Here is a 16,435-nt window from a genome sequence, read left to right on the forward strand (position 1 = left end):
TCTAGTTCATTCACGCGAGTGTTATCGATGGTCAGGTTCACCTTCGGAAGTTTAGCGGCAAAACTCACGCTCATCGGCGCCCTGGCCCTTGCAGGCTGCAGCGGCTTGCCCGACCAGATCGACGAAACCGCCGGCTGGAACGCGCAAAAGCTCTATTCGGAAGCCAAGGCCTCGATGTCCGAAGGCGGCTACGACCAGGCAATCAAGCTGTTCGAAAAGCTGGAGGCACGCTACCCCTATGGTCGCTTTGCCCAGCAGGCGCAGATCGAGGTTGCCTACGCCTACTACAAGTCGTCGGAGCCCGCGCTCGCGCTCGCTGCAGCAGACCGTTTCATCAAGCTGCACCCCAATCATCCTCACGTCGACTACGCCTACTACCTGAAGGGCCTGGTGAACTTCAACGAGGACCTTGGCCTGCTCGCCGGCCTGTCCAACCAGGACCTGTCCGAGCGCGACCCGCGCGGCGCACGTGAAGCCTTCGACACCTTCCGCGAGCTCACCACCCGCTTCCCGGAAAGCCGCTACGCCGAAGACTCCCGCCAACGCATGCAGTATCTGGTCAACTCGCTGGCCCAGCACGAGGTGCATGTCGCGCGTTACTACTACCGCCGCGGCGCCTACATTGCCGCAGTCAACCGCGCCAAGGCGGCCATCACCAACTACCCCCAGGCGCCGGCGATCGAAGAAGCCCTGTTCCTGCTGCTCAAGAGTTACGACGCATTGGGCATGAACGACCTGCGTGACGACACCGACCGGATCATGCGCAAGAACTTCCCCGACAGCGTCTACTTTGCCGGCGGACCGCAGGACAATCGCCCCTGGTGGCAGCTCTGGTAATCTGCCCTCCACGCCACCCCGGGGCCTGACGGCCCGGGGTCGGTGACAGGCGTGGGCCTCATGCCTGTCGAAGCTTGATGACCGTCACACGCCTCCAGCCTCCAGCCCCGCCAACGGCCCCTGATACAAGGCGCCAATCAGGTCGCGGGGGGCAACGATACCGGCCAGTCGCCCCTCGGGATCCACAATCGGTACATGGCTATGGCCTTCGCGGCCAAGCAGCCCGACGATCTCGGCCACGGACGTTCGCTCACCCGCAGTTTGAACCGCAGCCGTCATCACCTGGCCGACAAACTCCACCCTATCCGAATGCGTCCGGCCGCTGCGCCTGACCACCCTTCGCAAGCGCTCGTGCATGCCACGATGGGGACCGAGGCCGGCAAGACGAAGGAAGTCTGCCAGAGTCAGGATGCCCTGCACCCTCCTGGCCCGGTCCACCACTGGCAAGGCCTTCACTCCCTGTGCCTGCATCAACGCCCAGGCATCTTCAAGCAAGGTGCCGTACTCAACGGTGACAACCTCACGGGTCATGATGTCCTCGCACCTTACCGAGGCGAGACGGCGTCGATAAGCCTGCTCCTCCAAACGGGCGAACAAGCCAAGCAAGTCATCGCGACTCACATCCAGGACCTGATTGTATTCGTCAAGCACCGTATCGATGTCAGCGTCCGACACCCTCACGCGCGATGCCACCTGGTGCGCAGCAGGCACCGCTGCCGCACTCGTACCGGCCTGCGGATAGGTACGCCCGGTCGCCCGGTTGTATGTCACGGCCAGCAGCAACAGGCACATCGAGTTGAACAACACCGGATACAAGACGAACCCATATCCCAGGTCATGGATGACCGGCCCGCCGACTACCGCAGTCAGGGCAACCGCGCCAGCCGGTGGATGAATGCAACGCAGGGCAAACATCAAACCGATGGAAAGCGACACGGCCAGCGCAGCAGCCAGGGCGGGATCCCGCAGCAGGCCCTGGGCGCAACTGACACCGACCAGTCCCGCAACCATGTTTCCGCCCAGCATGGCCCACGGCTGGGCAAGCGGGCTGGAAGGTACGGCAAACAGAAGTACGGCAGAAGCCCCCATCGGCGCGATGACCCAGGGCAGCAAGGCCTCTGATCCGACCAGCCATCGCCCGAGCAGCGCAGTCGCCAGGATGCCGATCAAGGCGCCAAACGCACCCCGCAGACGCTCTGCACCATTGACTCGTTGTTGATTTGGCGCCAACGCGCCCATTAAAGCGGACAGAACAGCAGAAAGCTTCACGCAAGGAACCTGGCTGACAAGGAAACGGGGCGGAAGGCCGCGCCGTTGCAGCCAGGGCATCACCACACCGGATCAGGAAGGAGGGATACGTCCGGTCTCCCCGACCCGGCGGGCCAGCCACTCACCCGGCTAACTGCATCCTTGCAGGCGGGGAGTCAGAATTCTGCACTGTTTCGATCCCGAAGTGCACACCCGGCCTTGCGCCAAGCGCCCATCCGCGTCAGCTCGCCAGTGGAAAGCTGCCCGGCACGAGGATATCCCGTCCGACGGTGTTGATGTCCGTGCGTCCGCAGAACGCCATCGTGATGTCCAGCTCCCGCGCAATAAGCTCCAGGCACTTGGTGACCCCGGCTTCGCCCATCGCCCCGAGCCCGTAGAGGAAGGGGCGTCCGATCAGCGTACCGCGGGCCCCCAGCGCAAGCGCCTTGATCACATCCTGTCCGCTGCGGATGCCACCATCCATCCACACCTCCATGGCACCGCCCACCGCCTCGACGATGGCGGGCAAGGCATGGATCGACGACGGCGCGCCGTCGAGCTGACGACCGCCGTGGTTGGACACCACCAGCGCATCCGCGCCACTATCCACGGCCAACCGCGCATCTTCGGCGTCCATGATGCCTTTCAGGATCAACTTGCCACCCCAGCGCTTCTTGACCCACTCCACATCCGCCCAGCTCAGTGCCGGATCAAACTGCTCTGCCGTCCAGCTCGCCAGCGAGGACATGTCGCCCACCCCCTTCGCATGGCCGACGATATTGCCGAACGTCCGCCGTGGCGTGCCCAGCATGCCCAGACACCAGCGCGGCTTGGTCGCCAGATTGACGAGATTGGCCAGCGTGGGCTTCGGGGGTGCGGAAAGCCCGTTCTTGATGTCCTTGTGGCGTTGCCCGAGAATCTGCAGATCCAGCGTCAGCATCAACGCCGAACAATTGACCGCCTTGGCCCGGTCGATCAGCCGCTCGACAAAATCGCGGTCGCGCATCATGTACACCTGAAACCAGAACGGCGCCTGGGTATGTGCAGCGATATCCTCGATCGAGCAGATGCTCATCGTCGACAGCGTAAAGGGGACGCCAAAGCGGTGCGCCGCACGCGCGGCAAGGATCTCGCCATCGGCATGCTGCATCCCGGTCAGCCCGGTCGGCGCAATCGCGACCGGCATCGCCACATCCTGCCCCACCATCGTCGTACGCAGGCTGCGTCCTTCCATATTCACCGCCACCCGCTGACGCAACTTGATCGGCTGAAAGTCGGATTCGTTGGCACGATAGGTCGTCTCGGTCCACGAGCCGGAGTCGGCGTAATCGTAGAACATGCGGGGTACCCGCTTCTGGGCCAGCCGGCGCAAATCCTCGATGCAGGTGATGGGGCTGCTCATCTGATGTCTCCGTGTCGAATCATGAATACGATGCCGGGACGATTTCCCCGCATGGAAGACATCATCGGACAATCGGCCGCCCGGCAGCCGGAAGATTTTTCAGCCGGTGCGCGAAATTAGTTCCGCGGCCTCATACTCCGCTTCACGACAAACCTGGCGCAACCATGCGGCGAACGCTGCCGCGGCCCCCTGCGGCGACGCGGTGGCAATGTAGTACTGAGTGCGGGCAACGACCCTCAGCCCGAACAACGGCACCAGACCTTCCGACCTCAACCAGGCACGTGCCAGCGTCGGCCGCCCGGGCGCCACCCCCTGAGCACAGGCAGCTGCCTCGAGCACCAGCCCCAGATCAACCAGCCGGGGCCCCTGGGCCGGCTCCTCCAGTGCAGCAAGCCCCGCCGCCTCGAACAATGGCGCCCAGGGCTCCAGCGGTGTACGCAACAAGGGCAGGCGGGCGAGATCCGCAGCCTTGCCCACCGGCCCGACGCGCGCCAACAGTGCGGGCGACGCCAATGGCACCAGGACATCCCGCATCAGACAGTCTCCACCATGCGCAGCACGATCACCATGCCGCACCTCCAGCTGGGCATCGCCTCCCGAGCCTTGGTCGACATAGGGAACGCTGAGCACCAGCTCAAGCTCGATGCGCGGATGCGCCCGGGTGAACCCCTCCAGTGCCGGCACGATGATCTGCCGGGCAAAAGTCGGCGGCGCTACCACCCGCAGCCGCTCGATGCGCTGCGCCGCGCGACGATGCAGCGGCATGGCCGCGAGCAGGCCGAGTGCGGAACGGACCTGCTCGAGATACTCCTTGCCGGTCGGCGTCAACGCCAGTGTCTTCCCATTACGCGTCAGCAGTTGGGTGCCAAGCAATTCCTCGACCGTCGCCAGCCGCTTGCTGACGGCACTGGCCGTCACACTCAGCTCGAGCGCCGCACGCTCGAAGGACCCCAACCGCGCGGCTGCCTCGAATGCACGCAAGCCATCGATCGAAGGAAAACGGATATCGGCAGGCAGACTCACGGATAGGAAAAGGTCGGACGACAGACTGGCCAGAGGATACCCCGAAAGCTGCACGCCGCCAGCAGACGAAAAAAAACCGGCCCCCGAAGGAGCCGGCGTGTCGATCAAGACCCCGGGGCGGTCAGCCCTTGGCCTTGAACAACTGACGATAGCGATGCAGCAGCGGTTCGGTATAGCCGCTGGGCTGCACGCAACCCTCGAAGATCAGGTCGCGGGCCGCACGGAAGGCCGTCGACGTCTCGACGTTGGGGGCCATCGGCCGGTAGGCGGGATCACCGGCATTCTGACCATCGACCACGGCAGCCATGCGCCGCAGGGTCTCCTCGACCTGAGCCGGCGTCACCACGCCATGACGCAGCCAGTTGGCAATGTGCTGGCTGGAAATGCGCAAAGTGGCACGGTCTTCCATCAGACCGACATTGTTGATGTCCGGCACCTTGGAGCAGCCCACGCCTTGTTCCACCCAACGCACCACATACCCCAGGATACCCTGGCAGTTGTTGTCGAGTTCCTGCTGGCGCTCGGTCTCGGTCCACTCGGCCTTGGCGACCACCGGCACGGTCAGCAGACGATCGAGCAGATCGCCCTGCTCCGCAGCCAGATCGATCTTTTCCAGTTCTTGCTGCACGGCCTGGACATCGACCTGGTGATAATGCAGCGCATGCAGCACGGCTGCGGTCGGCGAGGGCACCCAGGCGGTATTCGCACCCGCCTTGGGATGACCGATCTTCTGCTCCAGCATCGCTGCCATCAGATCGGGCATTGCCCACATGCCCTTGCCGATCTGGGCCTTGCCGCGCAGGCCGCAGGCCAGGCCGACCAGCACATTGCTGCGCTCATAGGCCTGGATCCAGGCGCTGCTCTTCATGTCGCCCTTGCGCATCATCGGGCCGGCCTCCATGGCGGTGTGCATTTCGTCGCCGGTACGGTCGAGGAAGCCGGTGTTGATGAAGGCCACCCGGTTCTTCGCCGCGGCGATGCAGGCCTTCAGGTTGACGCTGGTACGGCGCTCCTCGTCCATGATGCCCATCTTCATGGTGAAACGCGGCAGACCGAGCAGGTCTTCGACACGGCCAAACAGTTCGTCGGCAAACGCAACTTCGGCCGGGCCATGCATCTTGGGCTTCACGATGTACATGCTGCCGGTACGCGAGTTGCCCTTGCGTGCGCGGTCATGCAATGAAATCAGGGTCGTGACCACGCCATCGAGAATGCCCTCGGGAATCTCGTGACCTTCGCCATCGATGATTGCCGGATTGGTCATCAGGTGGCCGACATTACGAATGAACAACAGCGCGCGGCCATGCAGACGCAATGCGGAACCGTCCGCCGCGGTATATTCGCGATCGGCATTGAGCCGGCGGACCAGCGTCTTGCCCCCCTTCTCCAGCGTTTCGGTCAGCGTACCCTGCATCAGGCCCAGCCAGTTGCGATACACCACCACCTTGTCCGCTGCATCCACCGCGGCGATCGAGTCCTCGCAGTCCATGATCGTCGACAGGGCAGCTTCCATCAGCAGATCGTTCACGCCTGCGGCATCGGTTGAACCGATGGCTCCGCTGCGATCGATCTGCACTTCGATATGCAGACCATTGTTCTTCAGCAGCACCGCCTTCGGTGCCGCCGCGTCACCCTGGAAGCCAACGAACTTTTCCGGCTGTTGCAGACCGACGGTACTGCCGTTGTTCAGGGCCACTGCCAGCTTGCCACCCACCACCGCATAGGCGGTCGAATCCGCGTGCGACGCGCCGGCCAGCGGCGCGGCCTGATCCAGCACGCCGCGGGCGAAGGCAATCACTTTTGCGCCGCGTACCGGGTTATAACCCTTGGTGATCTCTGCACCATCGGTCTGGGGAATCGCGTCAGTGCCGTACAGCGCGTCATACAGCGACCCCCAGCGCGCATTGGCGGCATTGAGCGCGTAGCGTGCATTCATCACCGGCACCACGAGCTGGGGGCCGGCCTGCGAGGTGATCTCGCTATCGACGTTGGACGTATCGACCGCCACATCAGCCGGCACCGGCTGCAGGTAGCCGATCGCGGTCAGGAAGGCACGGTAGCCGCCCATGTCGGTAATCGGGCCCGGATTGTTCCGGTGCCAGGTATCGAGCTCGGTCTGCAGGCGATCGCGCTCGGCCAGCAGGGCGCGATTCTTGGGGGCCAGGTCGTGCACCAGCGCATCGAACCCCGCCCAGAAGGCGGCGACATCGACACCGGTGCCCGGCAGGGCTTCGGTTTCGATGAATTGCTTCAGTTCGGCTGCCACCTTGAGGCGCCCGCAGTTCACTAGTTCGGTCATGTCTTAGGTCTCTCGTTGTCGTTAATCAACTGGGCCTGCGCGTCATCTACCTGGACCACCCCATCGCATCGGCGCGCCTGCAAGGCCGCTTGGGCCTTACAGGCCAAGCCCTGAAGCTGTCTTGTGGACAACAAGTTCGGGCAAGGCCATGGGTCTCGTATGTGGCAGGGCAGCTGCACACTGCCGGCAGGGAATGCCCGCAGTGCAACAGATGCCGCCATGGCGAAAGGACGCTTGTGAGGCGTCGGATCTTTACTGCAATCGCAGCCCGACAGGATAAACGGAGTCGCCCCGATCCGGTAGATCAGTGGGCACGGACAACCGGAATTTGTTGCAAGGCAGCACGCCCACGCGCCGCCGCCAGCAAACCCGCTGTCACCTCCCCCACCGGCAGATCGATTCCCAGCCGGTGGGCAAGATCACGCTCACGCGCCTTGATCCTGCGCAGGCTGGCGAGTTTGACCGGACCAAAGCCACGAATCTCCCCCGCCAATGCCGCCAGCTCAACCGCCGCATCCAGCGTGCTGGTGGACAGACGCGACAGGATGGCGCTCACCAATGCTGCATGATCCTGCGCCAGCTCGCGCTCCATACGGCGCTCCTCGGTACGCCCGAAGGGGTCGAACACCGTCCCCCGCAAGCCGCGCGCCTTTGCCAGCCAACGCAGTACCGGCATCAGCCGCGGACCGAAGCTCAGCTTGCGCGGCCGGCCGTTCGCCCCCGGACGGGCCAGCAAAGGCGGCGCAAGATGGAAGCGCAGCCGAAAGTCGCCCTCGAACTGCTGCGCCAGTGACTGCTCGAAAGCACCGTCGGTGTACAGCCGGGCAACCTCGTACTCATCCTTCACCGCCAGCAGACGTGCATGCACCTGCGCCACCGCGACCGTCAGCCGCAAGGGCGCAGTCGGCCCGACGATCGCACGTTCGGCCTGTTCGACGGTCTCGACCAGCTTCAGGTAGCGCTGCGCCAGCGTCTTTCCTTGATAGGCGGTCAGATGCGCGACCTGACGTTCGACCACGGCCGCCAGTGGCTCGTCCTCGTGACCGAGCACCGCCTCGCCCATCAACGAGGCACCCACCAGACGGTCGAGCGCATGCGGATCGACCGCGACGAGGCGTCCGATGCCGAAAGCGAGCAGATTGGTCTCGACAGCCACCCCGTTGAGCTCGATCGCGCGCCTCAAGGCGGCCTGCGAGACCGGCACCAGCCCCAACTGCCAGGCATGACCAAGCAGGAGCATGTTTGCCCCCACGGTATCGCCCAGCAAGCGCTCCGACAGCGCCTGCGCATCGCAAGTCCGCACCTGCTCGGGACCGGCGGCATGGCGAATCTTTTCGAGCAAGGCATCGACATGCAGATCCGCCTCCGGGTCGAGCACAAAGCGGGCGGTCTGGATCTCGTGCAGGTTGGCCACCACTCGGGTACGCCCCTGCTTCACCGTCTGCAGGGCATCGTTGCTGGCCCCGACGACCAGGTCGCAAGCAATCAGCGCATCCGCCTGCTGGGTATCGATGCGTACCTGGTTGAGGGCCCCCGGATCCTGTGCCAGGCGCACGAAGGACAGCACCTGCCCCCCTTTCTGGGCAAAACCCATGAAGTCGAGCACCGAGGCGGACTTGCCTTCCAGATGCGCCGCCATCGTCACCAAGGCCCCCAGCGTCACCACGCCGGTCCCGCCCACGCCGGTCACCAGCAAGTCGTAGGGGCCGGTCCAGTCATGGTTTTCCGGCTCGGGCAGGGCGGCTACACGCGCCGCCAGCGCGGCTGCATCGAAAGTCGCGCCCACCGCCTTGCGCAAACGCCCCCCCTCCACAGACACGAAGCTGGGGCAGAAGCCCTCGACACAGGAATAGTCCTTGTTGCACGAGGTCTGGTCGATCATGCGCTTGCGCCCGAAAGGGGTATCGAGCGGCACGATGGACAGACAATTCGACTGCTTGCCACAGTCACCGCAGCCCTCGCACACCGCACTGTTGATGAACAGGCGGCGGTCCGGATCGGGGTATGCCTTCTTCTTCCGACGTCTGCGTTTCTCGGCCGCGCAAGTCTGGTCATAGATCAGCACGGTCACGCCCTTCACCTCACGCAACTGACGCTGAACCGCATCGAGCTCGCTGCGCGCATGGAAGCTCGTCCCGCGCGGAAACCGCCCCTCGTGACCGGCATACTTCTCCGGTTCATCGCTGACCACCACGACCCTGCGCGCGCCCTCCGCCTCGACCTGGCGGGCGATCGCATCCACGGTGACCGTCCCGTCGACCGGTTGCCCGCCAGTCATCGCCACCGCATCGTTGTACAGCACCTTGTAGGTCACATTGGCGCGCGCGGCAATCGCCTGGCGGATGGCCAAAAAACCCGAGTGGAAATAGGTGCCATCACCCAGATTCTGAAACACGTGTGGGGTGCGGGTGAAGGCCGAATGCGCCACCCAATCCACACCCTCGCCCCCCATCTGGATCAGCCCCGTGGTCTCGCGGTCAGGCATCCAGGACGCCATGAAATGACAGCCGATGCCGGCTTGTGCGTGCGACCCCTCGGGCACCCGCGTCGAGGTATTGTGAGGACAACCGGAACAGAAGTAGGGAATCCGCCGCACCCCGTCAGCCGCATTGGAGAGCAACTGAGGCGCGGTGAAGTCCACTACCTGCGCCCGTCGATCAAGCTGCGGCCGGTGACGCGCCAACCAGTCGGCGAGCATCGGCATCACCCGCGATGGCCGCAACTCGCCCAGCGCCGACAGCAGCGGAGCCCCATCGGCATCCTGTTTGCCGATCACCCGCGGACGCACGGTATCGGCCACGTTGTAGAACAGCGTCTTGATCTGCTGTTCGACCACCGGCCCCTTCTCCTCGATCACCAGAACCTCGCGCAGACCCTGGGCAAACGCCTGCATCCGGCTGGATTCGAGCGGGAAGCTCAGGCCAACCTTGTAGACCCGGATACCGCTGGCCTCCAGATCGGCCACGCCCAAACCCAGGCGGCGCAGGGCCTCGAGCATGTCCAGATGCGCCTTGCCGCAGGTGACGATGCCGATGTCCGCTGAGGGCGCGGGACATACAAGGCGGTCAATGGCGTTCACCCGCGCAAAAGCGCGCACGGCATCCAGCTTCGCCGCCAGCCGTTGCTCGATCACCAGGCTGGGCAGATCGGGCCAGCGGTAGTGCAGCCCCCCTTGAGGTGGAACAAAGTCGACCGGGGCCTCGAAACGGCCGTGCAGTCGATCCAGATCAACGGTCGAACCACTCTCGACCGTCTCGGAAATGGCCTTCAAGCCCACCCAACACCCGGAGAAGCGGGACAGCGCCCAACCATACAAGCCGAACTCGAGCAACTCTGCGACATTGGCAGGATTGAGCACCGGCAAGCCCCAGGCCTGCAGCGTGAAATCGCTCTGGTGCGGCATCGACGACGACACACAACCGTGATCGTCACCGATCACTGCCAGCACACCGCCATGAGGCGAAGCGCCGTAGGCATTACCGTGACGCAGCGCATCGCCCGCCCGGTCGACACCCGGCCCCTTGCCATACCAGATCGCGAATACGCCATCGACAGTCCGTTCGGCATCGCCCTCGACCTGCTGCGACCCGAGGACCGCGGTCGCGCCAAGCTCTTCGTTGACTGCGGGCAGAAAGCGAATGCGGTGCGCATCGAGCAAGCCCTTGGCTTTCCACAACTGCTGATCGTAAGCCCCCAGCGGCGACCCGCGGTAGCCACTGATGAAGCCCCCTGTATTCAATCCAGCTGCTGCATCCCGCGCCGCCTGCATCAGCGGCAACCGGACCAAGGCCTGGGTACCGGTCAGGAACACCTGGCCCGTGGTCGCGGCATAGTTGTCGGTCAGGCGATAGTCACTACGGATGGCAGGCACGGCAGCCTTGGTCGAGGCGAGCGCAGTCATGGGCATGTCTCCTGTTTTAGTCCGGCACGCTGCCCACAGCGACCGGCCTTGTGCTTTCGATCGTCGGCGTCAGGAAAGGCTCCCGGGACGCACAAACAAACGCACATGCTATGCCTCCCAGACCCCACGATGCGTGCAAAATTCAGCACAAATCCACCATAAAATGCACATATCGTGCATGATTCAGACCAACCACGCACACCTGAACCTCATGATCGAACTCGACCGTTTCGACCTCCAGCTGCTGGCTGAACTCCAGGCCAATGGGCGGGCCTCCAACGCGCAGCTTGCAGAGCGCATCCACCTGTCTGCCTCCCAGGTCAGCCGCCGCATCCAGCGCCTTGAACAGGAAGGCCTGATCGAACGCTATGTCGCCCTGCTACGGGCAGAAGCACTGGGACTGGGCGTCACCGCATTCGTCAGCGTGTCCCTCGAGCGTCACGGCGAACAGCAAACCGGCACTTTCGATGAGCAGGTCGGCACCATGGACGAAGTGCTCGAATGCTTTGCAGTCAGTGGCGATGCAGACTACCTGCTGCGCGTGCTCACCCCCAGCCTGCCCGCCCTGTCGGACTTCTTGCTGCACCAGTTGATGCGCCTGCCGGGCGTGCGCAACGTCAAATCGAACATCGTGCTGTCAGGTGTCAAGCACACCACCCAGTTACCACTCAAACACCTGCATCACGGACGGCGTTGAAAAAAGTTGAAGAATCAGCCGACGCTGCCGATATGATCCGGTAGCTGCAACAAACGCGATCAGGCGGCCCCAGAGAGCTGCCACATCGCGCACAAGAAAGGAGAGAAGAGGATGACTGACGCGGTTCGCAAGGGCAGCGCACGGAGGTGGCTGCCTGCTGCCATCGTGCCGATCAACGGGGTGCTCGCCTGGCAGGCGGCCTCGGGCAACATGCAGGGTGGGGTCGCGATCACGCTCGCCGCAAGTGGTCTCGTGCTGGCCGCGCTGGCCACGCTGACCGGTTTTGGCGACAAGACGGCACCACCACCACAGACGGGCGAGCCTGATACAGACGCGGATCGTCCGGACATCGGCACCCAGACCGAACTGGGCCGTCAGCGCTTCGCCGGTCGCGTCCGTCAAGTCGTGACCGAACTGCGCAGCACCGGAACCGGCATCGCAGTCAACGCCGCCCGGCTTAATCAGCGCATCCAGCAGACCGCGACCAGTGCGAGCCGCCAGCGCGAACTCGCCGCCTCCATCTTCAGTGCCAGTCAGACCGCCAGCGCGGCGGTCGACCGGGTCATGGTCAATGCCGATGGCGTGCGCAGCGCAACCACCAGCAACCTGGCCGCCGTGAGTACCAGTCAGCAGGAGTTGATGGACGTCACCGAGCGTATCCGCAACGTCAGCGACAAGGTACAGGCCTTTGCCGGCACAGTTGCGGAACTGAGCGAGAACTCGGTGCAGATTCGCGACATCGGGCTGCTGATCAATGACATCTCGGACCAGACCAACCTGCTCGCCCTCAATGCCGCCATCGAGGCCGCCCGTGCGGGCGAAGCCGGGCGCGGCTTCGCCGTGGTCGCCGACGAGGTGCGCAAACTGGCTGAAAAGGTCAAGACCGCCACCGGCGTGATCACCCGCAACTCGGACAAGATGCTCGCCCTGGTCGCCACCACCGAGAGCGAAACCCGGCGGGTGACCGAAGACGCCTCGCTGGCCCGGGAGGTGGTGCAGCGCTCATCCTCGAACTTCGCCAAGATGGTCGGCGAGTTGCAGCAGATGAGCGCACAGTTGATCGACATCACCGACTCCATCCATCACATCCACGACAGCAATGTGGAAGTGCATGGGCTGGTGGGCGAGATCACCAGCCTGTCGGAGCAGGTCTCGTCACAGATGGTGGAATCCGGGCGGATGTCCGAGGCGCTTCGTGACCACACCGAATCATTGCACGCCCTGTCCTCGCGCTTCCGCATCGGCGAATCCGCCTACGACCGGCTGATCGGTTTTGCCGAGAAATACCGTGACCAGACTGCACGCTACCTGGAAAGCCGTGCCGGTGCGCTCAATGTGTTCGATACCCGCTACCAGCCGATTCCGGGCACCGTGCCACAGAAATACAGCACCAGCTACGACAAGGCAGTGGAAAAGGATCTGCAGGACATTTACGAAGGTATGCTGACCGAAGTGCCCGGCGTCGCCTTCTGCGGCGGCTTCGACGTCAATTGCTACATGCCGGTGCATAACAAGCGATTTTCTGCCGAGCCCAACGGCGACCCTCAGCACGATCTGGCGTTCAGCCGCCAGAAACGGATTTACGACGATCCCACCTGCCGCCGGGCACTCAAGAACCGTGGTCATGCGCTGCTGCAGACCTACGTCCGCGATACCGGAGAGGTGCTGTGCGACCTGTCGATGCCGATCCAGGTCAACGGCAAGCAGTGGGGCATCTTCCGCGTCGGCTTCGCCCCAACCTTGCTTCAGGGCTGAATCACGTTCGGACCGGCGGTCGATTCAATCGAGACGGACACGGGACGCGCCCGAGTTTTCATCCGGGCGTCGGATCATCGACAATCGACTACGCCGGCATCCAACTCACGCCGCACGCAACGCGGTCATCACCTCGGCCGCAGGCTGCGGCAGCGCCTCGAATGCGGGTCTGGCGTACAGATAGCCCTGATGCAGGGTGATGCCGAGCTCACGCAGGCAATGCGCCTCCTCCAGCGTTTCGATCCCCTCGGCAATCAGCAGGCAGGGCAGCTCGCGTGCAAGCGCAGCCATCTGGCCGACAATCAGGCGACGCACCCTGTCCTGATCGATGTTGCGGATCAGGTCCATGTCGAGCTTGAGCACATCGGGCTGGATACGCACCAGCAGGTTCAGTCCGGCATAGCCTGCGCCGAAATCATCGATTGCGGTACCCAGCCCCATTGCACGGTACTCATCGACAATACGTCGTAGATGACCGTCGGTGCCGACTTCCTCAACCTCGGTAATCTCGAACTGGATGCGCTCGAGCGGAAAGCCCACCCGGCTTGCCGCCTCCACCGTCGCACGGATGCAGGCCTTGGGCTCGTAGACTGCATTGGGCAGAAAATTGATGCTCAGACGCCCCGGCATGCCGAGCCGATGAGCCAGCTCGATCGCCCGTATCCGGCATTGCTGGTCGAAGGCATAACGGTTGTCGTCGGTGATCCGCGACAGCACCGAATGCGCCCCTTCGCCATGCTCTCCCCGCACCAGCGCCTCCCAGCCCCAGACCTCGCCCGCAGCGATATCGACAATGGGCTGGAATGCCATCGAAAAGGAAAAATCGAGTGGTGCATTGTCTCTGCACCGGTTGCAGGCTGGCGGGTTCTTGTCCATCGAATCGTGTCGCACCTGATTGGTTGTGTTGTTGAGGATAACAGCCACCCGTACCGGTTTGGAACCGGCGACCGCATCCCCCACGTGCAACCTGACACGATGATCAACCGGGCAGGTCCGTGTCCCCCTCAAGTTCCCGCTTCATCTGCTCCCGGATCAGGTACTTCTGGATCTTGCCGGTCACGGTCATCGGAAAGACCTCGACAAAGCGGATGTAGCGGGGAATCTTGTAGTGTGCAATCTGCCCGTGGCAGAAGGCCCGGATCTCCGTCTCGGTCAGATCATCGCTCCGTGCAATGATCCAGGCGCACAACTCCTCCCCGTACTTTGGATCGGGTACCCCGACGACCTGCACATCCAGTACTTGTGGATGACGGTAGAGGAACTCCTCGATCTCACGCGGATAGATATTCTCACCACCGCGGATCACCATGTCCTTGATCCGGCCGACGATCCTGCAGAACCCTTCCTCATCGAGCGTGGCGAGATCACCGGTCCGCATCCAGCCTGCAGGGTCAATGGCCTCCCGGGTTCGAGCCTCATCGCCCCAGTAACCGAGCATCACCGAGTAACCCCGGGTGCACAATTCGCCGGGCGTGCCGCGCGGCACGATGCGCCCTTCACCGTCGATGATCTTCACCTCGCAATGAGGCTGCACCCGACCCACCGTGGACACGCGACGCTCCACCGGATCGTCCGTGGCACTCTGGAAGCTGACTGGCGAAGTCTCCGTCATGCCATAGGCAATCGTTACCTCGCGCATGTTCATCTGCCCGATGACCCGCTTCATGACCTCGATCGGACACGGGCTGCCGGCCATGATGCCGGTGCGCAGCGACGACAGGTCGAATTCGGCAAACCGTGGATGATCAAGCACGGCAATGAACATCGTCGGCACCCCGTAAAGCGCGGTGCATCGCTCCGCCGCCATGGTCTCGAGCACCGCGAGCGGGTCAAAGGCCTCTGCCGGATAGACCATGGTGGCGCCGTGCGTGAGACAGCCCAGATTCCCCATCACCATGCCGAAGCAGTGATAGAGCGGCACGGGAATGCACAGACGGTCCCCCGCCTGAAGGCGGATGGCCTCACCGACGAAAAATCCGTTGTTCAGGATGTTGTGATGCGACAGTGTCGCGCCTTTTGGCTGCCCGGTCGTGCCTGAAGTAAACTGGATGTTGATCGGATCATCGAACTGCAACACGTCGCCCCGGCCTGCCAGCAGGTCAAGCTCCGTGGCATCCGGCGTTCGCATCAGATCGTCAAAGTTCAGCATGCCGGGCGTCCTCTCCTTGCCCATGCGGATGACCATCTCCAGGGTTGGCAGACTGGCTGCCTGCAAGGCACCGGGACGACAGGACGCAAGTTCAGGCGCCAGATCGGCCAGCATGGCCAGATAGTCGCTGGCCTTGAATGATGGCGACAGGATCAGCGCCCGGCAGCCTACCTTGTTCACGGCATACGCCAGCTCAGCGCGGCGATAGGCCGGGTTGATGTTCACCAGCACCAGGCCGGCCTTGGCGGTAGCAAACTGGGTCAAGGCCCATTCAAGCGTGTTCTGCGACCAGATTCCGATCCGGTCGCCCTTCTCCAGACCCAGGCGCCTCAGGCCACAAGCCAGCGCATCGACCCGTTGCCGCAGCGCGGCATAGGTCAGTCGCACCCCCTGGTGGCGAACCACCAGGGCTTCGCGATCAGCATGGCGACGGCAGGCGTCGTCGAAAAAGCGACCGATGGTCTCACCGATCAGGGGCTGTGCTGATGCCCCGTGTACGTAACTGGAGACCTGCGTGACAACAACGCCGGAGCCACCCTGCAACGGCTGGGTGGACGTACTGATCAGAGCGTCGTAAGGGTGTGTCATGCGGGTGTCTCCTGTGTCGTTCTTTTATGATGATTGCGAGTCAACTATCGTCCGCGGCCTTGCGGATCAGGCCACTGCGCGCGGCAGCCGTTGCACGTGCCTGCTCGATGACGGCCATGTCGAGATCCAGATGACGTGCAAGGCGGTTCAGCAGACGGTGTTCCATCTGTACGAGTGCGCCATCGGCATAGGCCACCTCCCACAGCATGGTGAGGATCTCCTGACGCTCGGCCGGATTGAATCCCGCACGTACCGCCTCGGCGAACTCCCAGTCGTCCAGCACTTCGGCAAAGCGCTCCTCGGCAACCTGCACCAGTTGGCGGGCTGTCTCCTCGGGGAGGTGAAAATGGTCGCGCAACAGGCGGATGACCGCCCCATGCTCGGCGGGCGTAGCCTGATGGTCGACGTACATCGCCTCCAGCAGCAAGGCAGCCACTGCGATATGGCGACGCTCGAACGGCCCGGTCTCGTTGGCTTCGGCTTGAAGCTCTCCGCGTAACAGCGCAATCAGTCGGGTCAGCATCCTTTCTCTCTCC

11 protein-coding genes are annotated in these 16,435 nt (G+C 63.5%); 3 read left to right on the top strand and 8 right to left on the bottom strand.

Going from position 1 to position 16,435, the window contains the following annotated elements; translation table 11 throughout:
- Window positions 1-27 precede the first annotated feature (27 nt).
- Window positions 28-837 carry an outer membrane protein assembly factor BamD gene (locus DNK49_RS11025; RefSeq protein WP_110524461.1) on the top strand — a complete coding sequence of 270 codons (810 nt, stop codon included), beginning with the start codon at window positions 28-30 and terminating at the stop codon, window positions 835-837.
- An 84-nt stretch (window positions 838-921) separates the two neighbouring features.
- On the opposite strand, the gene DNK49_RS11030 is transcribed toward DNK49_RS11025, so the two are convergent.
- The 5 genes from DNK49_RS11030 to DNK49_RS11050 form a co-directional block, all read right to left on the bottom strand.
- Window positions 922-2,106 carry an HPP family protein gene (locus DNK49_RS11030; RefSeq protein WP_207806951.1) on the bottom strand — a complete coding sequence of 395 codons (1,185 nt, stop codon included), beginning with the start codon at window positions 2,104-2,106 and terminating at the stop codon, window positions 922-924.
- A 220-nt stretch (window positions 2,107-2,326) separates the two neighbouring features.
- A complete protein-coding gene (locus DNK49_RS11035; RefSeq protein WP_110524465.1) occupies window positions 2,327-3,487 on the bottom strand; it encodes an alpha-hydroxy acid oxidase in 1,161 nt (386 codons plus the stop codon).
- Between the two features lie 99 nt (window positions 3,488-3,586).
- Window positions 3,587-4,510, bottom strand: a complete 924-nt coding sequence (locus tag DNK49_RS11040) for a LysR family transcriptional regulator (RefSeq protein ID WP_110524467.1) — start codon at window positions 4,508-4,510, stop codon at window positions 3,587-3,589.
- Window positions 4,511-4,631: 121 nt separating this feature from the next.
- Window positions 4,632-6,809 (bottom strand): malate synthase G, encoded by a 2,178-nt coding sequence (locus tag DNK49_RS11045; protein ID WP_110524469.1) that lies wholly within the window; start codon window positions 6,807-6,809, stop codon window positions 4,632-4,634.
- A 304-nt stretch (window positions 6,810-7,113) separates the two neighbouring features.
- A complete protein-coding gene (locus tag DNK49_RS11050; protein WP_110524471.1) occupies window positions 7,114-10,710 on the bottom strand; it encodes an indolepyruvate ferredoxin oxidoreductase family protein in 3,597 nt (1,198 codons plus the stop codon).
- A 178-nt stretch (window positions 10,711-10,888) separates the two neighbouring features.
- On the opposite strand from DNK49_RS11050, the gene DNK49_RS11055 reads away from it, so the two are divergent.
- Both DNK49_RS11055 and DNK49_RS11060 read left to right on the top strand, forming a co-directional pair.
- A complete protein-coding gene (locus DNK49_RS11055; protein WP_279386416.1) occupies window positions 10,889-11,407 on the top strand; it encodes an Lrp/AsnC family transcriptional regulator in 519 nt (172 codons plus the stop codon).
- 111 nt (window positions 11,408-11,518) lie between these two features.
- Window positions 11,519-13,162, top strand: a complete 1,644-nt coding sequence (locus tag DNK49_RS11060; protein WP_110524473.1) for a methyl-accepting chemotaxis protein — start codon at window positions 11,519-11,521, stop codon at window positions 13,160-13,162.
- Window positions 13,163-13,267: 105 nt separating this feature from the next.
- Here DNK49_RS11060 and DNK49_RS11065 read toward each other — a convergent pair whose 3' ends face one another.
- From DNK49_RS11065 to DNK49_RS11075, 3 genes are all read right to left on the bottom strand, one after another.
- Entirely contained in the window at window positions 13,268-13,972 is a 705-nt protein-coding gene (locus DNK49_RS11065; protein WP_207806952.1) for an EAL domain-containing protein, read from the bottom strand.
- 169 nt (window positions 13,973-14,141) lie between these two features.
- Window positions 14,142-15,899 (bottom strand): AMP-binding protein, encoded by a 1,758-nt coding sequence (locus tag DNK49_RS11070; RefSeq protein WP_110524475.1) that lies wholly within the window; start codon window positions 15,897-15,899, stop codon window positions 14,142-14,144.
- Between the two features lie 40 nt (window positions 15,900-15,939).
- Window positions 15,940-16,422 carry a tellurite resistance TerB family protein gene (locus tag DNK49_RS11075; RefSeq protein WP_110524477.1) on the bottom strand — a complete coding sequence of 161 codons (483 nt, stop codon included), beginning with the start codon at window positions 16,420-16,422 and terminating at the stop codon, window positions 15,940-15,942.
- Between the last annotated feature and the right edge of the window lie 13 nt (window positions 16,423-16,435).

It is taken from the genome of Parazoarcus communis SWub3 = DSM 12120, from assembly GCF_003226565.1.
GTDB classification, from domain to species: Bacteria; Pseudomonadota; Gammaproteobacteria; order Burkholderiales; family Rhodocyclaceae; genus Parazoarcus; species Parazoarcus communis.